This window comes from Lacticaseibacillus porcinae, from assembly GCF_003946305.1.
Lineage (GTDB): Bacteria > Bacillota > Bacilli > Lactobacillales > Lactobacillaceae > Lacticaseibacillus > Lacticaseibacillus porcinae.
The window spans coordinates 188,187-210,937 of the sequence record NZ_RHNS01000003.1; the positions used below are offsets into that span (position 1 = coordinate 188,187).

At 46.7% G+C, this 22,751-nt stretch carries 17 protein-coding genes; 5 read left to right on the forward strand and 12 right to left on the reverse strand.

The window, feature by feature from the left end:
- Positions 1-17 precede the first annotated feature (17 nt).
- The 6 genes from acnA to argC all read right to left on the reverse strand — a co-directional run bounded on the left by acnA (position 18) and on the right by argC (position 8,048).
- A complete protein-coding gene (acnA, locus tag EKM92_RS04625; RefSeq protein WP_125708355.1) occupies positions 18-2,624 on the reverse strand; it encodes an aconitate hydratase AcnA in 2,607 nt (868 codons plus the stop codon).
- A 259-nt stretch (positions 2,625-2,883) separates the two neighbouring features.
- Positions 2,884-3,906 carry an ornithine carbamoyltransferase gene (gene argF, locus EKM92_RS04630; RefSeq protein WP_125708357.1) on the reverse strand — a complete coding sequence of 341 codons (1,023 nt, stop codon included), beginning with the start codon at positions 3,904-3,906 and terminating at the stop codon, positions 2,884-2,886.
- A gap of 1 nt (position 3,907) precedes the next feature.
- On the reverse strand, positions 3,908-5,044 hold the full coding sequence (locus EKM92_RS04635) for an acetylornithine transaminase (RefSeq protein WP_125708358.1): 1,137 nt from the start codon (positions 5,042-5,044) through the stop codon (positions 3,908-3,910).
- 15 nt (positions 5,045-5,059) lie between these two features.
- Positions 5,060-5,800, reverse strand: coding sequence for an acetylglutamate kinase (gene argB / locus EKM92_RS04640; protein WP_125708360.1), 741 nt, complete (start codon positions 5,798-5,800; stop codon positions 5,060-5,062).
- A gap of 12 nt (positions 5,801-5,812) precedes the next feature.
- Entirely contained in the window at positions 5,813-6,997 is a 1,185-nt protein-coding gene (gene argJ / locus EKM92_RS04645; RefSeq protein ID WP_125708362.1) for a bifunctional glutamate N-acetyltransferase/amino-acid acetyltransferase ArgJ, read from the reverse strand.
- Positions 6,998-7,016: 19 nt separating this feature from the next.
- A complete protein-coding gene (argC, locus tag EKM92_RS04650) occupies positions 7,017-8,048 on the reverse strand; it encodes an N-acetyl-gamma-glutamyl-phosphate reductase (RefSeq protein ID WP_125708364.1) in 1,032 nt (343 codons plus the stop codon).
- A 228-nt stretch (positions 8,049-8,276) separates the two neighbouring features.
- On the opposite strand from argC, the gene EKM92_RS04655 reads away from it, so the two are divergent.
- A complete protein-coding gene (locus EKM92_RS04655) occupies positions 8,277-9,347 on the forward strand; it encodes a carbamoyl phosphate synthase small subunit (RefSeq protein WP_125708366.1) in 1,071 nt (356 codons plus the stop codon).
- Positions 9,340-12,384, forward strand: a complete 3,045-nt coding sequence (gene carB / locus EKM92_RS04660) for a carbamoyl-phosphate synthase large subunit (protein WP_125708368.1) — start codon at positions 9,340-9,342, stop codon at positions 12,382-12,384. The genes EKM92_RS04655 and carB overlap by 8 nt, the downstream gene beginning before the upstream one ends.
- Before the next feature lie 58 nt (positions 12,385-12,442).
- On the opposite strand, the gene EKM92_RS04665 is transcribed toward carB, so the two are convergent.
- Positions 12,443-13,804 (reverse strand): FAD-dependent oxidoreductase, encoded by a 1,362-nt coding sequence (locus EKM92_RS04665; RefSeq protein ID WP_125708370.1) that lies wholly within the window; start codon positions 13,802-13,804, stop codon positions 12,443-12,445.
- 13 nt (positions 13,805-13,817) lie between these two features.
- Positions 13,818-14,498, reverse strand: coding sequence for an EAL domain-containing protein (locus EKM92_RS04670; RefSeq protein WP_125708372.1), 681 nt, complete (start codon positions 14,496-14,498; stop codon positions 13,818-13,820).
- Positions 14,499-14,738: 240 nt separating this feature from the next.
- Between EKM92_RS04670 and EKM92_RS04675 the strand changes: the two genes are divergently transcribed.
- Positions 14,739-15,437, forward strand: coding sequence for a GTP pyrophosphokinase (locus EKM92_RS04675; protein WP_125708374.1), 699 nt, complete (start codon positions 14,739-14,741; stop codon positions 15,435-15,437).
- An 83-nt stretch (positions 15,438-15,520) separates the two neighbouring features.
- Here the strand turns inward: EKM92_RS04675 and EKM92_RS04680 are convergent, their stop codons facing one another.
- On the reverse strand, positions 15,521-16,147 hold the full coding sequence (locus EKM92_RS04680) for a carbonic anhydrase family protein (RefSeq protein ID WP_125708376.1): 627 nt from the start codon (positions 16,145-16,147) through the stop codon (positions 15,521-15,523).
- Positions 16,148-16,164: 17 nt separating this feature from the next.
- Positions 16,165-17,028, reverse strand: coding sequence for a metal ABC transporter solute-binding protein, Zn/Mn family (locus tag EKM92_RS04685; RefSeq protein ID WP_420812563.1), 864 nt, complete (start codon positions 17,026-17,028; stop codon positions 16,165-16,167).
- Between the two features lie 99 nt (positions 17,029-17,127).
- On the opposite strand from EKM92_RS04685, the gene EKM92_RS04690 reads away from it, so the two are divergent.
- A complete protein-coding gene (locus EKM92_RS04690; RefSeq protein ID WP_125708378.1) occupies positions 17,128-18,051 on the forward strand; it encodes a LysR family transcriptional regulator in 924 nt (307 codons plus the stop codon).
- Between the two features lie 216 nt (positions 18,052-18,267).
- A complete protein-coding gene (locus EKM92_RS04695) occupies positions 18,268-20,478 on the forward strand; it encodes a hypothetical protein (RefSeq protein WP_125708380.1) in 2,211 nt (736 codons plus the stop codon).
- Positions 20,479-20,592: 114 nt separating this feature from the next.
- Here EKM92_RS04695 and EKM92_RS04700 read toward each other — a convergent pair whose 3' ends face one another.
- Positions 20,593-21,372, reverse strand: a complete 780-nt coding sequence (locus tag EKM92_RS04700; RefSeq protein WP_125708382.1) for a sugar phosphate isomerase/epimerase family protein — start codon at positions 21,370-21,372, stop codon at positions 20,593-20,595.
- A gap of 11 nt (positions 21,373-21,383) precedes the next feature.
- The gene (locus EKM92_RS04705) at positions 21,384-22,691 is read right to left on the reverse strand and encodes a PTS sugar transporter subunit IIC (RefSeq protein ID WP_225420716.1); all 1,308 of its coding nucleotides are present in this window, start codon (positions 22,689-22,691) and stop codon (positions 21,384-21,386) included.
- Positions 22,692-22,751 lie beyond the last annotated feature (60 nt).

Sequence of the window (22,751 nt, forward strand, 5' to 3'; positions counted from 1 at the left end):
TGGTAACCTCCTATAGCTTAATTCAGTGCATTGGCAACAATTTGTGGCATGATCCCACCTGCTTGGTAATAACCCCAATCTGCAGGGGTATCAAAACGGACTTTCGCATCAAAATGTTTGCTTTGACCTGCGTGATCAGTTGCAGTGACATGGGCAACGTGTTGATCTAGTTCAATGTCATAAGTCTCTTTACCAGTTAATCCCAAGCTTTCAGCAGTGTCCCCTGGCAAATATTGCAAGGGGATCACACCCATCATCGCCAGGTTCGCGCGGTGAATGCGTTCAAAGCTTTCAGCAATGATGGCTTTAACGCCTAACAACTTCACACCTTTAGCGGCCCAATCACGAGACGACCCCATCCCGTAATCTTTGCCTGCTAAAATCACCAAACCCGTTTCAGTTTTCGCATATTCACACGATGCTTCGTAAATCGTGGTTTGCGTGCCATTTGGCAAGGTGGTGAAGCCACCTTGAGTGCCTGGGGCAAGTTGATTTTGCAAGCGAATGTTGGCAAGGGTCCCACGCATCATCACTTCATGATTCCCACGACGAGAGCCATAAGAGTTAAAGGCTAACGGCTTGATCCCGCGAGCTTGTAAATATTTACCAGCTGGGGTATCTCTGCCGATAAAGCCTGCTGGTGAAATATGATCAGTGGTGACTGAATCCCCTAACTTCGCTAACACGCTTAATCCAGTTAAAGTCGTTGGGGCACTGCCTTTCAACGCCTCGCCAAATGGTGGTTTGGCAATATACGTTGATGTCGCGTCCCAAGCATAAGTGTCACCTGTGGCAGTTGGTAAGGCATCCCAGTCAGCGTTTTGATGATAAAGGGTTTGATAGTTGGCGGTAAATTGTTCAGGATGCAAATAATCTGCCGTTAATTGTGCGATTTGCGCATCGCTTGGCCACAAGTCTTTCAAGTAAACCGAGTGACCATCGGCAGCTTGGCCGACTGGTTGGGTATCGAGATCAATATCCATCGTCCCGGCTAACGCATAGATCACGACTAATGGTGGCGAAGCCAAGTAAGTGTCTGTGATCTTCGGGTTCACCCGACCGGTAAAGTTACGGTTTGCAGATTCAACTGCCGCCAGTGGATAAGGTTTTGCTTCTACCGCTGCTTGCAGATCATCTTGCAACGCCCCAGAGTTCCCGATACAAGTCATACAACCATAACCAGTTAAGTTAAAACCCAATGCATCAAGGTCTGCTTGCAACCCTGCCGCCGTCAAGTAGTCTGACACCACCCGAGAGCCTGGTGAAAAACTAGTTTTCACGTAATCAGGCACTTGCATCCCGAGTGCTCGGGCTTTTTTAGCAATTAATCCGGCGGCAAACAACACTTGGGGATTCGAGGTGTTGGTACAACTGGTGATCGCCGCTAACCCTAACGCCCCTGGATGTAAGTCAAAATGCTTCCCTGCAACTTCTACTGGAAATGCGTCCAATTGACGACGATCATCGAATTGTTTCGGCAAATCTGCCAAGTAAACCAGATCTTGCGGCCGCGTCGGCCCAGCAACACTAGGTTTAACCGTCGATAAGTCGAGGGCCACATTTTCACTGTAATGACGAATATCATCTTCAACCGGCTTATAAGCTAAATGATTGGCATCAGCATAAGCTTGGACTAACGCAATTTGCTCAGCGGAGCGACCAGTGAGCTTCAAGTAGTCGATGGTTTGACTGTCGATCGGGAAATACCCGCAAGTGGCACCATATTCAGGTGCCATGTTGGCAATAGTGGCACGATATGCTAAAGGCAAACTCGATAATCCGACGCCATAATATTCAACAAACTTCCCGACGACGCCATGTTCACGCAACAAATGGGTCAACGTCAACGTGAGATCAGTGGCAGTGACCCCAGGTTGTAAGCGCCCAGTCAACGCCACGCCGACGACTTTTGGCGTTTGCATCAATGTCGCTTCACCAAGCATATTCGCTTCTGCTTCGATCCCGCCGACACCCCAGCCTAAAACACCGAGCCCGTTGATCATCGTGGTATGCGAGTCAGTGCCGACTAAGGTATCAGGGAACGCCTCCCCGTCTTTGGTCATCACCACTTGTGCTAAACGTTCCAAGTTGATTTGATGAATGATCCCAGTGTCAGGTGGGACCACTTGTAAGTTTGAAAAGCTATTTTGGGCCCATTTCAAAAAAGTATAACGTTCTTGGTTGCGTTCAAACTCCCGCTTCACGTTAAACGCAAACGCTTCGTCATTGCCGGCTTTGTCGACTTGGACCGAGTGATCGATCACCAAGTCTACTGGGACAGAAGGATTAATGCTGGTCGCGTCGCCGCCTTGGGCAACCACAGCATCACGCATCGCGGCTAAATCAACGATGGCTGGGACGCCGGTGAAGTCTTGCAAGATCACGCGTTCTGGTTGATAGGCGATATCTTGGTCATGCGCATTGTCCCAATGCAACAACGCGTTGAGTTCGTCACCTTGTTCATGGCCTGAATTAGCGCGTCGCAACGCCGCTTCTAGTAAGATTCGAATCGTGTAAGGTAAGGTGTCGACTTGGGCTTGATGTTCGGCAAGAAAAGCTGAAATATCCGCATATTTGTAGGTTTGGTCGCCACTTTGGAACGTGTTTTCGTATATCTGTGCCATCCGTTATCCCGTCCTTTACGCTATTAAAAAGTAATTTTAATCTAAGTCTTAGTTTATCATATAAATTTAATATTATCGTGCTTATCTGACAAGTCAAGCGGTTTCGTCAGCTAATCTAACACGACAATTAATTAACTTACGGTGAGAATTCGGCATCATGGTTTTGAACAAAAAAACGAACAATTGCCCGACCGAATATTGACAAAAAAGCGGCGATCTAAACATCAGACCGTCGCTATCAGACGCAAGAGCTTTCAGCTTAATTAAATAAACTATCAGGAATAAACAAATCGCCTAAAGTCGCTACCATAATGGCTTTGATGGCATGCATCCGGTTTTCTGCTTCATCAAACACAACGGATTTGTCTGAGTTGAAGACCTCATCAGTGATCTCTAAGGCATCCATGTCAAATTCTTCACCGAGGGCTTTCCCGACTTCAGTTTGATGGTCATGATAAGCTGGCAAACAATGCATAATGATCGTGTCAGCTTTACCAGTGGCCGCCACCAGTTCAGCATTGATTTGATAAGGCTTCAACGCATTGATCCGCGCCGCGACATCGATTTTTTCACCCATGGAGATCCACACATCCGTGTACAAGGCATCTGCACCATTGGCAGCCGCCTTAGCATCTTCAGTCAATAACACTTCAGAACCAGCAGCAGCGGCATACTTTTTCGCAAGATCGATCACGTTTTGCGCTGGCCACAAAGACTTCGGCGCGCCGATGTGAATGTTGACGCCAAGCATTGCTGACGTCACCAACAAACTATTGCCCATGTTGGAGCGGCCATCGCCTAAATAAGTTAAGGTCAACCCTTTTAAGTGGCCGAATTGTTCTTTCAATGTCAAAAAGTCAGCGATCATTTGTGTCGGGTGCCATTCATCCGTCAACCCATTCCACACTGGCACGCCAGAGTACTTGGCGAGGTCTTCAACCGTTTGTTGCGCAAAGCCGCGATATTCAATGCCGTCAAACATCCGCCCCAGCACTTTGGCAGTGTCGGCAGTCGATTCTTTTTTCCCGAATTGAATGTCGTTTTTCCCTAAGAATTCTGGATGAGCGCCGAGGTCGATGCTGGCAACTGTGAAGGCAGAGCGAGTCCGTGTCGAAGTTTTTTCAAATAACAGCGCAATGTTTTTGCCTTGCAAATATGGATGGGGAATATGCGCATGCTTCAACGCTTTTAAATGCGCCGCAAAGTCGATCAAATATTCGAGTTCTTTAGGCGTATAGTCGATTTCTTTGAGCCATGAACGATTTTGAAAATGATTGGTCATGTTATGCCTCCTTTAAAACGCTAGCGATCAACGCTAAGCCTACTTGCAAGTCTTGTTCGCTCATCACCAGTGGTGGCAACAAACGCAACGTGTTGTGTTTAGCTGACAAGGTCAACAACCCTTTTGCTTGCAGTTGATGAATAATGGCTTCGACATCATATTGTTCATCAATGTGAATGCCGATCATCAACCCCATGCCAGTGATCCCAGTCACTGCAGGCAGTGGGGCAATGGTATCAGTCATGGTGGTCCAGACATTGGCAGATTTTTGTTGGACATCCACTAAGAATTCAGGGGTCAATTTCGTTAATACTGCTTGCGCTGCTGACAACGCCAACTTGTTGCCACCAAAGGTCGTGCCGTGACTGCCAGGCGTAAAGGCTGAGCCTAACGCTTTTTTGCCGATCATCGCACCAATCGGCAACCCTGAACCTAACGCTTTGGCCAACGTGACAATGTCAGGATCCAAATCAAAGGCTTGATAAGCAAATTTGTACCCGGTGCGGCCGATGCCTGATTGGACTTCATCAATGATCAACAAGGTGTCTGTGGCTTTACATTTCGCATCAACAGCTTGCAACCAAGCTTTATCGCCAACATACACACCGCCTTCGCCTTGGATCACTTCTAAAATCACCGCTGCTAAGTCTGAATCAATTTTATCTAAAGCTTCAGGATCGTTGTAATCAGCAAAAATCACATCTGGCACTAATGGTGCAAAGCCTGCTTGAATCGACGGGTTGCCAGTCAACGACATTGAGCCATAAGAGCGGCCATGAAAGCCGTTGTTGAAGGCTAAGACGCGAGTTTTCTCAGAAGCTTTACGGGCGAGTTTAAAGGCCGCTTCGTTAGCTTCAGTCCCAGAATTACAGAAAAAGGCGAGCTTGTCGTCTCCTGCCAACATTCCGCCGACAGTTTCTTGTAATTGTGATTCATACAAATTCGACGTGTGCCAAATTTGGGTGACTTGTTGTTGAACGGCGCCGGTGATTTCAGGATCATTGTAACCGAAACTACATACCCCAATGCCTGAGGTGAAATCTAAATATTCCTTGCCTTGGTTGTCGACCAAATGAACATCATGGCCAGACACCAAATCAAAAGGGTAACGCGCGTAGGTATTAAATAAATGACTCATACTTTCCTCCTGAAATTAACCAGCACAAGCTTCTACGACTGTGCCAGCGTGATTCAATGCATCAGTGATCACCACTTCATGCACCACTTGTGCGGTGTGTGCCGCCGCCTCGATTTTTGGTTGCATGCCTTTGGTGATCACGTTCGTCGCGATCAATTGGGCTGCTTTTTGTGGGGTGAGCTTGGCGACGACATTGCCTTGTTCTAATACCCCAGGCACATCGGTCAATAACACTAACTTGCTAGCGTGTAACGCGGTAGCCACAGCTGCAGCGGCCATATCAGCGTTCACGTTAAGCAATTGACCATCTTCTGTTTGTGCCAGTGGTGCCAGCACCCCAATATGCTCACTTAAAAATTCATCAAGTGCTTGGCCATTTACCCCGGTGACCGCACCAACTTGACCGTAAATTGTTTGATCTAAGAAATCACCGACTAATAAATGGGCATCGGTGCAATTCAACCCAAGAGCTGGTAACCCATGTTGGGATAATGCTAAACATAATTGCGGTTGCACCACGCCAAGTAACACAGCTTGGGTGACTTGCATGGTTTGCGCATCAGTGACCCGGATCCCTGCTTTTTTGATCGGGGTGAGGCCAAACTTTTCACTCCAAGCATTGATCTGAGGCCCGCCGCCATGGATCAATAACACTTTTTTGCCGGCTTCATGCCAGGCGGTCAATTGGGCAAAGAACTCTCCAGATAGCTGAGTGGTTGCGTTGCCCCCTAATTTAATAATGATCAGATCTGACATGTTTGCCTCCTGTTATGAGCGATAAGATGCGTTGATTTTGACGTAATTGTAAGTGAGGTCACAACCCCAAGCTTGCCCTTGGGCATCCCCAGCGTTGAGATCCACATCAATGGTGATTTTATGATCGCCCATTGCCGCTTTCACAGCGGCTTCATCAAATGGGAGTTCCAATGAATCTTCGACTAACTTGAAGCCATTGAGGATGATGGCGACATGATCGACATCGATTTTGACGTTGGTTTGACCGAGTGCTGAGATAATGCGGCCCCAGTTGGGATCTTCACCAAAAATCGCAGCTTTGACTAAGTTCGAACCGACAATCGCTTTGGCAGCGTGTTGCCCTTCAGCATGGGTCGCGGCGTGATGCACGTTGACTTCGACCAACTTGGTGGCGCCTTCGCCATCTGCAGCAATCCCTTGCGCAAGCTTTGCTAAAACACCGCTAAGTGCTTGGGCAAAGGCTGGGTAATCAGGATGGTTGCTGGTCAACAAGTGGTTGTCGGCTAAACCGTTAGCCATGACAGTCACCATATCATTGGTGGAAGTATCCCCATCAACAGTAATTTGATTAAACGTTTCATCAACGGTTTGGGACAACAAGCCTTGTAGTTGCAAACCTGAAATATTCGCGTCGGTGAAGACGAAACCTAACATCGTTGCCATTTTCGGATGGATCATCCCACTACCTTTGGCAAAACCAGTGATGGTCACTGTCTTGCCGTCGATCATCAACTGGGTACTAGCGATTTTGGCATGAGTATCAGTGGTCATCACTGCTGTGGTCACGCCGATATCTTGTTTAAGTTGCAATTGATCGATCCCAGCATGGATCTTCGTCATCGGCAGTTGTGCCCCAATCAAACCAGTAGACGCAACACCGACGAGTTCTGGGTCAATTTCTAATTTATCGGCCACTTGTTGTTGTTCGGCTAAAGCATTCTCCCAACCCTTAGCTCCGGTACAAGAGTTGGCGATCACAGAGTTCATGACGATAGCTTGCAAATGATGGTGTTCGGCGATCAACTGTTTGCATAATTTCGTTGGGGCAGCGATAAATTGACTCGTTGTATAGGTACCGGCAGCAGCGGCGGGGACTTTTGAGACTAACCAGCCCATGTCATTGCGATCGCGTAACCCTGCTTGAACGCCATCTGTGTAATAGCCTTTTGGCCAAATGAATTCATTGGTAATCGCCATGTGCTTGTCCTCCTGAAAGTTAAGGTAATGCCACTGTGGTCGGCAAACCTGCCAGTGGGTTGAAATTAAATAGTTGATTGAAGTTTTGAATGGCTTGGCCGCCAGCACCTTTGATCACATTGTCGATCACTGACACCACTAGGATGGTGTTGGTCACCGGGTTATACACCGCGCCGATATCAGTAAAGTTAGAACCGACGACTTGCTTTAATGTTGGCAGTTGCTCGCCGGTGAAACGAACGAAGAAATCATTTTGATAAGTGTCGTTGAACGCTTTAGCCACTGCTTCTCCATCCACTCCAGGCGCAGCTTTAGCGTAAATCGTGGCCATCAAGCCAGTGGTGACTGGCAACAAGGTAGTGGTAAATTGCAGTGCTGGGACTTCAGGATCCCAAGTTTGGACTTCTTGCATGATCTCCGGGATGTGTTTGTGGGTGTTGATCCCATAAAGTTGTAAATTCTCATTCGTTTGAGAAAAATGCGTCAGCGCCGTTAATTTCTTCCCTGCGCCTGACGTCCCAGACTTTGCATCAACGATCAACGAGTCTTTGACGATCAAGTGCTGTTGCACTAATGGTGCGATACCTAACAACGTTGCTGTGGCGTAGCATCCAGGGTTAGCGATATAGGTTTGGCCTTGCGCATTTTCAAATTCTGCTAAACCGAAGTGCGCCGCTTGTAAGTCTTTGGCATCTGCTGCTGGTTTGTGATACCACTTTTCATATTGAGCGGGATCTTTCAGGCGGTAATCCCCAGATAAATCGATCACTGGAAAATGTGCTTTAATGAAAGGTTTCGCCAAGGTGTTGGTGATCCCAGCGCTAGTGGCGAAGAAAACCACTTGGTTATCTGCCATGATGACATCTGCGTCATAAGGCTTGAGTAATGTGGTTTCAGTAGGTCCGAATTGAGGCACTGCTTCATATAATGGTTGGGCTTGTGTTTGATCATGGCCATATAAGTTGATCATCGACACTTCTGGATGACCTTTCAACAATTGATATAACACCATGCCGGCATAACCGGTGACCCCGACGATCGCAACTTTCATGTGTCTGCCTCACTTATGCAAAATATTGAATGACAGTAGCTTACCCCCTTCTGAACGAAAATACAAGCTTTTCGTGATTTTTATTCAACATTTATTCAAATTTAGGCGTAATTTGACCGATTTTCTCTATATTCTCTGAATATTTTGTTGACATTCTCATGAATTTGCCGTTAAATATGGACAAGCAATAATGAATATTGACTGCATAAATTTACGAGGTGGCGCAACATGAAAAAATATCTCTACCTACAAGACGGGACGCATTTTGAAGGCACCGCATTTGGTGCGACCAATGAAATCGCTGGCGAAGTGGTGTTCAACACCAGTATGGTCGGTTATCAAGAAGCCTTAAGTGACCCCAGTTACGCCAACCAACTTTTGACTTTTACCTATCCATTGATCGGCACTTACGGCGTGGATCCCACTCGCAATCAAAGCACTGGGATCTTAGCGCAATGTGCGATCGTTCATACCTTAGAGCATGAACCTGGCCCCACTGGTGAAACGTTAAACGACTATCTATTGAAATATCACGTGCCGGGCATTCAAGGGGTCGATACCCGCCAGTTGACCAAACACATTCGCCAATCACACACCATGCAAGCAGTCTTGTTGAATCAACCGCTTGTAGATGACTTTGACGTCGTGTACGGAAAGCTTTTTGCCCAATGCAAAAAAACGCCACAACTCGGTCATGCGACTTATCATAGTGAAGCAGCCCATGCCAAACATGTGGTGATGATCGATTTTGGCACCAAACAAGGGATCATCGACTCATTAGTCGACAACGGCATCTCAGTGACTGTGGTGCCTTACACCACAGATCTCGCCATGATTCAAAACTTGCATCCAGATGGCATCTTGTTATCTAATGGCCCTGGCGACCCAGCGGACTATGACGTCTTACCGCTGATTCAAAAACTCGAACACCTTTACCCCACTGCCGGCATTTGCTTAGGTCATCAGATCTTAGCCTTAGCCAATGGCGCTAAAACGGTGGCCATGGCGTATGGTCACCGCGGGATCAATCACCCAGTGCACGCGATCGGTTCAGACCACGCGATCATCACGAGTCAAAATCATGGCTACATGGTCGATCCTGATAGTTTAAACGGCACTGACTTAGTGGTGACTGCGGTGGAAGGCGACGATGGTACGGTTGAAGGCTTAGCCCATCAATGGCTACCAATGTTTTCTGTGCAATATCACCCTGAAGCCAATCCTGGTCCAAAAGATGCGAGTGGTTTCTTCACCCAATTCAAACAGTTAATGGAAAAGAAGGTCGCGGCTCATGCCTAAAAATTTGAACATTCATAAAATCGTGGTGATCGGCTCAGGTCCGATCATCGTCGGCCAAGCCGCTGAATTTGATTACTCTGGCTCGCAAGCCTGTTTGTCATTGCGCGAGGAAGGCTACTCAGTGGTATTGATCAACTCCAACCCAGCAACGATCATGACTGATGATGACATCGCCGACAAAATTTACTTGGAACCTTTGACCTTAGCGTCAGTCACTCACATCTTAGAGATTGAAAAACCTGATGCCTTGTTGCCGACGCTTGGTGGTCAAACCGGTTTAAATATGGCGGTGGCTTTAGATGAAGCAGGCGTCTTGAAAAAATTAAACATTGAACTCCTTGGCACCGGCTTGGATACCATTCATCAAGCAGAAGATCGCCAAGCGTTCAAACAATTAATGGAAGATCTCCATCAACCAGTTCCGCAATCATTGACAGTGCATGATTTAGACAGTGCTTTAAAGTTTGCTGATGCCTGCGGGTATCCAGTGATCGTGCGACCTGCCTTTACCTTAGGCGGCACTGGCGGTGGCATCGCGCATAACGTCGACGAATTAAAGACGATCGGTCAACGGGGTTTGGAATTATCGCCTAACACCGAATGTTTAATTGAAAAATCGATCGCAGGCTACAAAGAAATTGAATTTGAAGTGATGCGTGATGCCGCTGGTACTACGATTTCCGTTTGCTGTATGGAAAACGTCGATCCCGTTGGCATTCACACTGGTGATTCCATCGTGGTGGCACCTAATCAAACCCTTGATGATCCCACTTTTCAAAAGTTACGTTCAGCCTCTTTGAAAATTGTCGATGCGTTAAATATTCAAGGCGGCTGCAACGTCCAACTCGCGCAAGATCCCAATTCTGATCAATACTACATTATCGAGGTCAATCCCCGGGTCAGTCGCTCCAGTGCTTTAGCGTCTAAAGCCACTGGTTACCCCATCGCCAAAATCGCCGCCAAAATCGCAGTCGGCTTGAATCTACAAGAGATTCAAAATCCCGTGACCAAAACCACTTTTGCGGCTTTTGAACCGACTTTAGATTATGTGGTCGCCAAGATCCCGCGGTTTCCATTTGATAAATTCGTTTCCGCAGAACGTCAACTTGGTACACAAATGAAAGCCACCGGCGAAGTAATGGGTATCGGCACCACTTTTGAAGAAGCGTTACTCAAAGCGGTGCAATCATTGGAACTGGACACCAAGATGCAAACCACCTTGTTGCCTAAAGTCACTCCTTCTGAAGCCGAATTAACTGATGAGTTGGAACACCCTACTGATGTCCGCCTGTTCTACTTGTTTGAAGCCATGCGTCAAGGCTGGTCCAAACAAAAGATCCAAGCCCACACCCAGATCACAATGTTTTTCTTGAACAAGCTGGAACACCTATTCAACACGTTAACGGCCTTACACACCGGTCAACTCACGGTTCAAAAAGCCACACATGCCAATCAATTAGGCTTTACTGCCACCATGATCGCGACGGCTGCCGACGTGTCAGACTCAGTGGTGAACGCCTTGTTGCCAGCCCCAGTGTATAAAATGGTTGACACTTGCGCTGGTGAGTTCGCTTCTGAAACACCATATTTTTACTCAACCGCCTTCCCTGGCGAAAATGAGTCCCAGCCTTTAGGCAACAGTATCATTGTCATTGGCTCAGGTCCCATTCGGATCGGTCAAGGGGTTGAATTCGACTACACTACGGTTCACTGCGTCCAAGCGATTCAAGCAGCAGGCTATCACGCCATCATCATTAACAACAATCCAGAAACCGTTTCGACTGATTTTTCGATTTCAGATAAGTTGTATTTTGAACCACTGACGGCGGAATCGGTGAAGCATATCATCGACTTAGAGCAACCGCTTGGGGTGATCGTTCAATTCGGTGGGCAAACTGCGATCAACTTAACCGCGCAACTGGCAAAACTCGGCGTCAAAATCTTAGGCACCAGTTTAGCAGGGATCAATCAAACCGAAGATCGTCACGAATTTGAAACCTTACTCGCAGATCTGCACATCAATCAACCACTTGGTGACACCGCGATGAACCTTGAAGAAGCGCGTCAAATTGCCCCAGTAGTCGGCTATCCGGTCATGGTGCGCCCAAGTTACGTCTTAGGTGGCCGCGCCATGGCGATTGTTGAAGATGAATCACAACTTGCCGAATATGTCCAAAAAGCCATCGCCGCAGCCCCTCATCAACCGATTTTAATCGATCATGATGTCCAAGGCTTAGAATGTGAAGTCGACATTTTATCTGACGGCCAAGATGTCTTTATTCCTGGGATCATGGAACACTTAGAAGGCAGCGGCATTCACTCTGGTGATTCTATCGCCATTTACCCACCACAACATTTAAGTGATGCCCAGCAAGCGGAGATCATCAAAACTGCCACTGCGATCGGTAAAGCGGTGCATTGTGTTGGGATGATGAATGTGCAATTCATCGTCGCCGATCACCTGTATGTGATCGACGTCAATCCTCGCGCAAGTCGCACGGTACCATTCATGAGTAAAGTGACCGGCTATCACTTGGCGAAGTTAGCAACGAACTTGATTTTAGGGAAGTCTTTAGCCGACTTGAATCTACCTGTTGGCTGCCCAACACCAAAACCAGGCGTTGCCATTAAAGCCCCTGTTTTCTCCTTCACCAAACTGCCTGGCATGGCCACAGGATTGGCTCCGGAAATGAAGTCCACTGGCGAAACCATCGGCTTAGGTCACGACTATCATGAAGCCTTAGCTAAAGCATTATGTGATAGTTATCACTGCACCTTGCCACAATCTGGTGATGTGTTGTTGAGTTCTCATCCCCTCACTGGCGAATTAGCCGAAGCCTTGGCGCATGTTGGCGTCAAAGTCAACGTGTGGGACAACACCTTGCCTGATCAAAAACCTTGGGCAGTCCTCAACATTGACGACCACCAAACCACTGCCAGTCCTTTGAACTACTACGCCTTGAGTCATCAAGTACCTTTGTTGACCAGCAGTGCCACCTTGATCGGGTTACTCAAAGCAGTATTACAACCGGCATAACCAAATAATACCCTGATGATCACAACGGTGATCATCAGGGTATTTGCGTTTGAGGCATTCAGTCGGAGGTGCTGGCATGATCAGCTTGGGTCACTGCCAGTTGCGCCACCAAATTCAAATAATTGAACGGCTGATCATAATGCGGATTGAACAACATATCCACAAAGGCTAAATCATCAATGGTGTTGCGGTTTTGAATGGCGATCGACACTGCATTAGCAGATTGGGTGATTTCATGAGTTGACCACAGCTGAGCTCCTAATACTCGACGATCTTCGGTGCCGTATACCAAGGTGATCCGCACATCATCATGGTCTGGCATAAACGGCGGCCGATAAGGTCCAACGTAAGTCACACAATCAGCAGGAATACCTTCTTTTTTCGCCCGAACTAACGTTAAACCAGTGGTAGCTAACGTATGATCAAATAAGTGCATGGCAGTTGTTGCTTGCGTCCCCAGATCTTTTTGGATATTGCCAAAGACGTTGCGGCCAACGATATAGCCTTGACGCACCGCATTGGAAGCTAATGGCACATATGCTGACTTCCCGGTCGGATTAAAATGCACCGCACAAGCATCCCCAGCGGCATAAATATTTTCATCACTGGTTTGCATCCATTGATTCGTCAACAAAGCACCATGGCGATCCATTGCCACTTGTCCTTGCAACAAAGCGGTATTCGCAAGAAACCCAGTGCAAACGATCGCGACATCTGCTTCAACATTGCCAGCGGCAGTTTCAACAGTGATCCCAACATCCCCACTCCCTGCTTCAAAAGCCTTAACCCGGGCGTTTAACCGCACATCAACGCCATGTGAAACAAGTTTTTTCGCAATGCTAGCAGACATACAAGGATCGATATAGTTGTTCAGCAGTTGCGCATTGCCTTGAATCAAAGTGACTTTGTGGCCGGTGTTGGCAAACGCCTCAGCTAACTCGACACCGATGTACCCAGCCCCAACAATCGCGATATGTTGGCCAGCAGCGGTTTCTTTTTTGACCAATTCAGCTTGACGAGCATCTTTGCACATCAACACCCTTGAATCATCGATCCCAAATAATGGCGGCACCTGCACATATGAGCCCGTGGACATGATCAGCTTGTCATAATGATCATCAAATACGGCATTGGACTTAAGATCTTGCACTCGCAAGGTTTGCGCTTTTGAATCAATGGCGAGTACGTCATGGCGGATCTTCACATCAACCCCTAAACTCGCCAAATGTTCTGGGGTTTCATAGAACATGTCAGAAAGTTTTTCGACTTCACCAGATAAATACAAGGAGATGCCACAAGATAGAAACGACACATTATCATCGCGTTCATAAATCACCACTTCAGCTTCTGGGTGAAACGTTTTAATGGCCTTCACCGCAGAAACGCCAGCATGGGTACAACCTACGATCACAATTTTCAATGATTGGCCCTCCTTATGCGGGATCATCTGAGGCTAAGCGGAGTAAATGAGGCTTTCCATAAAAGTAGCCTTGTCGCAAATCAATATGTAATTCATCGGCAACCACGTCATCATGAACGTCTTCAATGCCTTCCAAAACAAACCGTAAATTGCGTTGATGTGCCAGATTTTGCCAAAATTCTACCCGTTGATGCACCGCAGGGTCTTCTAAGCTTTCCTCAAAATTTTGCAACGCAAATTTGATTTCAGACGCGTAAGGTAACAAATCTTTGACATGGCTGAAGTCGTTGTCCCCAGAATCCACATCATCAAGGCTTAGTTCCATCCCTCGCGCCAAGTAACGTTTGATCTGAGGCAACAATAAAGCAGTGGTAATGTTTTTGTCGCTAGGTTCCTCAGTTAATTCCACCACTAACTTCACCGGACGCAAGAAATTTTGCGCCTTGATCAACGCCGAGTTGACTTCAGCATCTAGCAATTGGGTGCGATTTAAGTTAACGGAAACTGAAGGGATCTTCAACGCTAATTTACTTGTGGTAGCAACTAACACGTCTGCCACTGTATGGGCTGGAATCGCACTAAAGCTCACTGGTGGCCGCCAACCTTGATCAGTATAAGTCTTCATCAACAACTCATAGCCGATCAAGGTATTATTGATCCGATTTAACTGGGGTTGGATGAAGTACCGATACATCGCCAAGCTCCTTTATTGAGGTCATGAATTCTTAATATCATTATCCTACTAAGGCCAACCTTGTACAAATTTTTTAATTTGTAAACATTCGTGGATAACTGAAACGTCAACACCTCGCGAAGTCCGAGCACCTTTCACTGCGGTTGCACCATGAACTGCCTCAACCTCACAACATCGATCACCCTCAACGTAGGTGATAAATATAATTATCATGGTACAATATCGGCATGGAGGATTACCATGATCTTACAACGTCCAAACTTACCAAACTTGCTTCAAACCCAAGAAGAGCTCAACCGCTTTGCACCGCCAGAATTACAAATGGACTTGACTGAATTCGTCAGCTATTACCAACTGTGTCAAGCAGCGGTTAATGAAGTCGGCACGAAACTCGAAAATCTCGATGCCGATTACCAACTCCATAATGCTCACAATCCGATCCATCACATGGAAGCGCGGATGAAAGATGCCCGAAGCTTATTTCGAAAAGTCAAAGCACACAACTTGCCGTTAAATTTTGCCAGCATTCATGATCATATTTTTGATATCGGAGGCATTCGCGTGATTTGCAATTACCAAGCGGATGTTTACACAGTGGCTGGGAATCTATTAGCACAATCTGATATCACCTTGCTGCGACGCAAAGACTACATCAAAACCCCGAAAGCTTCCGGTTACCGCAGTTTGCACTTAGTGGTATCGGTTCCCGTATTTCAAGCCAAAGGCGTTCAAAATACCCCAGTGGAGATTCAACTGCGCACTGTCGGTATGGATACTTGGGCAAGTTTGGAGCATAAATTACGTTATAAAACTGATGTCGACGCTGCCACCGTGTCCCGTTACGCCGCGCAGCTGCATCAATATGCCGATGAAATGGATCATATGGAACTTGGCATGCAACACATTTTTCACGCATTATCCGATCACAGTGAGTCGTGATATCTTGTCAGCATACCAAGAATCATTCCAACCGTCAAAAAAGTCCGTTCACTTTCATTAATAAAAGTGAACGGACTTTTTGATTAGTCTAGATCAAAGCATTCGATCACGCGATCGTAGCGGGGTTGCAAGGCGCGATTGTTTTTACCAAAATGTTGGACAAACCAAGTGACTTGTTGCTCAGACACAGTGAAATGCTGCGGTTGGATCACATACCACTCAACGCCTTCAGTCAAAGGAGGCGTCGTCAAGGAGCCTAAGTAATGATAAACCTTACCTTGGGTTGGCATCAGTGCCGATAAGTCGATAGTTTCAGGATGTTGACTGCCAGCTACAAAATCTGCGATCACTTGCTGGATCAAGGGATCCGCTTGACCTTTGCTGAACAGCACCGCCACAACGCAAAGCTGACCGATTCGATTTTGATGAACGAAATGTAATTCCAACGCAGCTGCTTGATCAATGACATGCTCAGCTGGCACATGAAAATGGGTTTGCACGCAATCATAAGTCCGCGCACCGATTTGGACTTGGCCTTGACCCAATAACTTGATCGTCGTGCCATCGTCTAACTCTGAATGCATGAGATATGGTGCAGTGACTTGCAAATGTACATTTGACACCATTTGGGCATCTGCCAAGGCGATCGGTGACTCTTGGGCACCAAAGCCATTGGGCCATGCTGCTTGCTTTCCATAATCTAAAACCATGATCCCATCTCCCAAAATTAATTTTGAATGGTTTGTAACTCACGATATTGTTTGAGCATCCAACTGGTATAAGACAACCCTTTTGGCAAGGTTTCAGTCACATGCAAAATCGGAATATGATATTTTTTTGCGGTCGTGATCGCATTGTCAACGATTTTACTGGAAACTTGGGTATTCACCACGAAAAATGCAATTTTGCCAGTAGCCATTTGGCGATCCAGCCGCCGCACATCTTGGGGACTGGGGTCGCTACCTTCTTCCACTGCTTGGGCAAAATGGGTGTTGGCGACGCGATAACCCATGAAAGTCAACGCATTGTTGAAGACTGGTTCAGACACTGCCACTGATTTGCCATGTGACTGCTGTTTTAAGTCATCGATCAATTGCATCATAGGTTGCAATTTCGCAATATAGGTTTTGGCATTTTGTTGATAATCAGCTGTGTGCAAGGGATCCAAGTGACCGAGCTTTTTCGCTAAAGCATTGGCGATTTTAGGCATAGCCGTTGGCGTATACCAAATGTGTTCGTTTTGGCCATTGTGGACGCCAACGATTTTGGCAGCAGACAAGGTCGCCACGTCAGGTTCTGCTGCAGTCAGCTTGTTCATCCAAGCATCATAGCCGGCCCCATTGGCTAAGACTAAATCTGATTGCGCGACTAATTTTCCTGTGGCAACCGTCGGATCGAAATCATGGGGATCGACCGCTGGATCATTGATCACACTGGTCACCGAGCCATGGTCACCCACCACGGCTTTGGCGACTTCCGCATAGAAATCCACACTGGTCACCACCTGCATGCGATGCGGCGCTTGAGGTTTGGCCGTACAGCCAGCAAGTGCCAGCACTAACAATAGAAATAACCATTTTAATTTTCGCACAGCCGTCCTCCGATTATGAACATATTGTACCAAAAAATCACGGCAATGCTTGCAGGTTTATGCCAAAATCGGCATACTAGATAAAAAGGGGGCTCGATCATGGCATTGTTTGACCGCGAAAATCAACTGATCCAAATTCTCGAAAGTTTATCGCGCACCGGGAATATTTCCCAAACCGCAAGTGAGTTATTTATGACGCAACCCACTGTCAGCAAAATTATTCGCACCCAAGAAAAAGAGTTTGATTGCGAGTTCATCGATCGCACTGCGCATCCATTGAAACTAACCTATGCTGGCGAATATTACCTCAACAAAATTCGCCAACTCGCCCAGTCTTATCAAACTTTGAGTCATGATCTGCAAACCTACGCCCAAGATGCCCATGGTCATATTTCCATCGGGGTCAATTCGAGTTTAGCGCAAGTCGTGTTGCCTAAGTTGCTCCCATTATTTCATGAGCGTTTCCCACAAGTCGGGATCCAGTTGCGAGAACTAGATTCCACCGTGTTACAACAAGCCGTTCAAAATGGCGAACTTGATGTTTATATCGGCGTCACCCCAGCTTATAACGCGGCATTAGCTTACCGTCACTTGTATAATGATGCTGGCGCTTTGGTTCTCCCCGCACGTTTAGTTCCTAAAGTCATGCCAGACTTGCCGATCGTCAACATTGCCCCATTTGTCAACGGTCAAGATTTCATTTGTGAAACCCCAGAGTCAGACTTTCAACGTAGTGTCGACGGATATTTAACCAAATACCACATCGCACCAAGCACCGTATTACAAACGCCGAATTTAACTACAGCTTGTGCGTTAGCATGTGCTGGGTTAGGTGCCACGATCATCCCCCACTCGATGCCTGCACATTATTTGCAAGATCAAGCTGTGACCGTCCTCCCGATCGCTGAATCGGCATTTCAAACCGCCGTCGAAATCGCCTACAACCAAGAGCGTCGCTTAACGACTCCGGTCCAGGCTTTCGTCGATCTCGCAATCGAAAGTTATACTGAAAAAACAGAATGATAATTTTCAAAAACCAGTCACTTTTTTCTGCAAAGTGACTGGTTTTGTTGTACTCTTAACAAGAGCCAACAATTGAGCGCGGCAAATGCTTTCGTCAAACTCTTGTTTTTGGTCGCGGGACGTTGCCATAGCGCGCGGCGTACCAGCACCATTTTTGACTCCGATCAAAATCATCACAACTTTTTTTGTTGTGCCATATATTAGGAGGAACAATCTATGAATGGTAGCACTGCCTTCCATTTGAAACAAATCATGAGCGCCGAGCATTTAAGCGTGACGCAAGCCGCAAAGCAAATCGGGATCTCACCGGTCAGCATGCGCAAAGTATTAAAAGATGCCAAAATGAGTACTGCAGTCATGTTCAAAATCAATCGTTTTATCGATGAACATGAAAGTATTATTGCCACTAAACCTGGTGAATTACCCACTGCCCCACAACCTGCAAAAAAAGCAGCTGAACCAGCTAAAAAAGCACCAACTGCCAAAACACCAGCTAAAAAAGCAACGCCTGCTAAACGCAACCATCAAGAATTAGCTGAAAAGGCTGCTACTAAAAAAGTTGCCGCTAAACAACCTGCTAAAAAAGTTGCTGAAAAGCCAGCGAAGAAATCCGTAACCAAGCAAACGCCTTCGAAGCAAACCGCTGCTAAACAAAAAACCACTAAACAAGCGGCGACTAAACAGACTACGGCTAAACAAAACACCGCTAAACAAGCTCCTACTAAACAGACTACGGCTAAGCAAAACACCGCTAAACAAGCAGCGACTAAGCAAACTACTGCAAAACAAAACACCGGCAAACAAGCGACAGCTAAACAAACTACGAAAAAATCCGCAACTAAAGCATCGAGTCAGTCAACAGCGACAAAGTCAGCTAGTCAAGTAACTGAATCAGCATCTCGCCAAGATCACAAGTCGCAAACTAAAGCCGCTAAAGTCAGCCGCAAGCAAAAGCCTGCCCGCTTCACTATTCATCAAATCGATGGGGCGCCAATTCAAACAGAAGCGGAACACGAAGCAGAACGGTTAGCTCAAGCTGCTGCAGTTGAAGCACGGGCAGAACAATTATCTCAAGCAGGCGTTGGGAGCATGAATCCAAGTGCTCAAGTACCTGCTCACCGCAAAGCCCAAACACCAGTCGTGCAACAACCAAAAGCAACAAAACCAACTGTAAAAGCTGAAAAGGTTGAAAAATCTGTCGTTGCTGAAAAATCAACCACCGCAAACCCAACTCTGGCAAAACCGGAAGCTAAGGCTGCGCAACCAACTGCTGCTAAACCAGCAACAAATGTCGTACCTACAAAAGACGTTGCGCCAGTCGAAGCAAAACCTGAAGCGACTAAAGCCTCAACACCAGTTGAAAAGCCTGCAACACCTACAGAAACAGCTGCCAAAGTTGACGCCTCCAAGAAGAATCCGCAAACCTTGCAATTGTTCATCGATGAATCGTTTGTCCATGGCAATGACTATCAACGCAACATGTTTATCGGTGCCACGTTAGTCGATCAAGACAACGATCATGCTTTAGATCAATTCTCAAACACGTTGTATCCTTTTGGTTGGCAACCAGGTGATGAAGTCAAAGCCCGCGGCAAGAGTCATGAACAAATTGCCGCGATGTTGACGCAAGCCCATGGCGATCAGGCGCAAAACTTTGTCACTTATTCCCCACAATCGGATATGGGGAACTTCGCGTTAGGCTTTGGGATCTGGTATCCATACTTAGCGACCATTTTACGCGTGTTGAACACCTTGGATTACTTACCAAATAAGGTACGCATCGCATTAGATCGTCGCAACGAATTTGAAGATGAACAATTGGCTGTCGCTGCTCGCATGCTGAATGCTTATGTCAAAGCCCAAAGTGGTAAAGACGTCATGTTCATGTTGCGCACTAGCGACTCTAAGTCCACCATCGGGATCCAATATTCTGATTTCTCCGCACATGCAGCGTTGACCTTCACCAAAGAACAACTTGCTGAATGCGGGATCACCCGTTTAGAAGACCTCGGTAGCCAAATCGGCGATCAAATCACCTTGTTCTCTATGATCGGGTTGCAAAAGTACATGTTGGATGATCGCTCTGTGGTCAAACAACAAGCCGGGTTCAAAAATCCTGTATTAGTCGCCGCTGAACGCTTATTCCGTTTAGCCAACAAAGCCACCAACTTGTCTCAAGTGCCTGATGAAACCTTGACGCAAGCCAAATTAGTCGTCAACCAATTGTTGCAAGTGTGCCCAAGTGCCATCAGCGGTGCCATCAACAAAATGCCTTTCCAAACTTGGTATGATATGGTCGCTCGCGCTGCTGCATTGCTCCACTACAACGATGAAACCTTACCAAACTTTGAATTAGATCCAGATGCGATGCAAATCGCTCAAGATGCGTTAAACAACATTGCCAACCTTTTGGCAACTGCACGTTAATCTGCAAATGAACCGAGTGTGATTTTGATGTCACACTCGGTTTTTGTTTGACCTAAAAGACCCAGCCATCATGACGACGGCTGGGTCTGCTTTGTAAGTAGAAATGAGAGAAAGTTATTTAACAAATGGTTTTAATGCCCTAAAGCATTGCGCCATGGTCTCAAGTGGACTGCCCAACGTGGTCGACTCAGGTTCGACCACCAGCCATTGAGATTCGGCATCTTGTGCAGCCTTCACGATCGCTGGCCAATTATTTTTGTCCGCTTCACTTCCCAAGGCAACTTCGTATTTATCTTTGGTGCCGTATGGTTTGCAGTGAACGAATGGCACACGACCAGTTAAGCGAAGCAGTTCATGTTGGGGATCGCGCCCACCTTCGATACAGTTGCCTGTATCCACTTCGATTTGAACGTCGGAGTCGACGGCCTTGAGTAAAATATCAAGTGATCCTGCTTTGCCTTCAACAAGTTCACCAAAGTCATAAGCATGGGTGTGATACCCCAGGGTCATGCCAGCATCATGAAAGACTTGGTTCATTTCATTGATGCGAGCAGCATGCTTCTGCCACGTCGCCACCGTGTTTTCAGAGATTTTGTGTCCTGATTCCCATGGACCGCCGAGTGCCGCGATCAACACATGCTGATTTTTCAACGCTTTTTGATAGGCGATGACTTTTTGTAGGCCCTCACCTTGCATCAAGCGCCATGGCACTTGAGCGCCAGTTAAGGCCAGGCCACTTTCATCGATCAATTGACGAATTTCACTTGCTGCCATGATGGGATCGCCATACCATTCGATGCCGGTATAACCGATAGCCTTCAACTGATTCAATGTGCCTTGTGGGTCTTTTTTAAAATCTTCTAAAACGGGATACAGTTCAGCAGCAATTTGCATGTGCACACTTCCTATAGTTCTTGATCCTTAATGCGGTTGGCAGCCATCACAAATGGTAAGTAAACCAAGACACCAACGGCAATGATCACGATTTGTAATACCGCGGCACGCCAGTCACCACCAGTTGCCAGGTAACCAGAGATCACAGCAGGAGTGACCCAAGGCACGATGACATAGGTCTTAGCAACTAACCCTAAAGCAGTGGCGACATAAGCGAGACTTGATGAGAAGATCGGGACGATGATATATGGGATCGCCAAAATTGGGTTAAAGGTAATTGGCAAACCAAAGATCAAAGGTTCAGAGATGTTGAATAAGGCAGGCACACCACCAATTTTAGCAACTTGGCGATAGTTGGCTTTCTTTGATGCGATCAAGATGGCAATGACCAAGGAGATCATAGTGATGAAGATGTAGCAATCAACAAATGGTTGGGTGACGATGTTTGGCGCAGCGTGCCCAGCTTTGATGGCACTCATGTTTTCTTGGAACGCCGTCAACAAAATTGGGCTAGAAACAGCGCCTAAGACGTCAGAACCGTGGATACCAAATGAGAACAAGAAGGAAACCATGACACCATAGATCGTGATCCCGATCCAGCTTTGGAAGCCGCCAACTAATGGGGCTTGAACCAACTTAGCAATTAAATCAGTGACACTCATACCAGTCAAAGATACAATAGCTTGTTCAAAAATACCAAAGATCGTGGCAACCATCCACATTGGGATCAAGCCGTTAAAGGAATCAGCGATAGCCGGTGGCACAGAAGCTGGCATCTTAACGCGTAAGTGCTTGTTTTTAGAGATTGCTTCAAGCAAAGGTGTTGCGATCAAAGCAGCGAAAATGCCTAAGAACATACCTTCAGCAGAAGTTTGAGAAGAAGTCAAAACCGCTGTGGCTTTGAAGACGTGGCCAGAAACGCTGGTGATGGACAATTCGTTAGGAACCAAAATGACCATGCAGACAACGGACATGACCCCATCCAAAACCCCGTTGGAGCCAAGTTTTTTACCTAAGTAATACCCGATCAAGTATGTGACCAGCAAGCCCATCATACCTAACGTCCCGTTGTAGACTTGAATGCCGACGTTGGTGATGAATTGGTGGCCTGGAATGTTTTTGAGGATCCCGATTGTTGGGTCCAACAACAAGTTATTAACTAAAACGAAGAACGATGCGATGATCGTCAATGGCAAAGCAGCACCAAAGGCATCACGAATTGCTAAAAGATAGGTGTTTCCGGCTAAGGCACCAGAAAACTTGGTCAAACCATTCATGACTTTGGTACCCAATGAGTTTGCGTGCTTTGGGTCATCCATGAGAATTCCTTCTTTCTTGAGTAGATCGATCGAAATGAATTTTGTATTCAGAATAAAAGG

Coding starts and splice junctions, on each gene's coding strand:
- acnA (WP_125708355.1), bottom strand. CDS start 2,624: ATGGCACAGATATACGAAAACACGTTCCAAAGTGGCGACCAAACCTAC.
- argF (WP_125708357.1), bottom strand. CDS start 3,906: ATGACCAATCATTTTCAAAATCGTTCATGGCTCAAAGAAATCGACTAT.
- EKM92_RS04635 (WP_125708358.1), bottom strand. CDS start 5,044: ATGAGTCATTTATTTAATACCTACGCGCGTTACCCTTTTGATTTGGTG.
- argB (WP_125708360.1), bottom strand. CDS start 5,800: ATGTCAGATCTGATCATTATTAAATTAGGGGGCAACGCAACCACTCAG.
- argJ (WP_125708362.1), bottom strand. CDS start 6,997: ATGGCGATTACCAATGAATTCATTTGGCCAAAAGGCTATTACACAGAT.
- argC (WP_125708364.1), bottom strand. CDS start 8,048: ATGAAAGTTGCGATCGTCGGGGTCACCGGTTATGCCGGCATGGTGTTA.
- EKM92_RS04655 (WP_125708366.1), top strand. CDS start 8,277: ATGAAAAAATATCTCTACCTACAAGACGGGACGCATTTTGAAGGCACC.
- carB (WP_125708368.1), top strand. CDS start 9,340: ATGCCTAAAAATTTGAACATTCATAAAATCGTGGTGATCGGCTCAGGT.
- EKM92_RS04670 (WP_125708372.1), bottom strand. CDS start 14,498: ATGTATCGGTACTTCATCCAACCCCAGTTAAATCGGATCAATAATACC.
- EKM92_RS04675 (WP_125708374.1), top strand. CDS start 14,739: ATGATCTTACAACGTCCAAACTTACCAAACTTGCTTCAAACCCAAGAA.
- EKM92_RS04680 (WP_125708376.1), bottom strand. CDS start 16,147: ATGGTTTTAGATTATGGAAAGCAAGCAGCATGGCCCAATGGCTTTGGT.
- EKM92_RS04690 (WP_125708378.1), top strand. CDS start 17,128: ATGGCATTGTTTGACCGCGAAAATCAACTGATCCAAATTCTCGAAAGT.
- EKM92_RS04695 (WP_125708380.1), top strand. CDS start 18,268: ATGAATGGTAGCACTGCCTTCCATTTGAAACAAATCATGAGCGCCGAG.
- EKM92_RS04700 (WP_125708382.1), bottom strand. CDS start 21,372: ATGCAAATTGCTGCTGAACTGTATCCCGTTTTAGAAGATTTTAAAAAA.
- EKM92_RS04705 (WP_225420716.1), bottom strand. CDS start 22,691: ATGGATGACCCAAAGCACGCAAACTCATTGGGTACCAAAGTCATGAAT.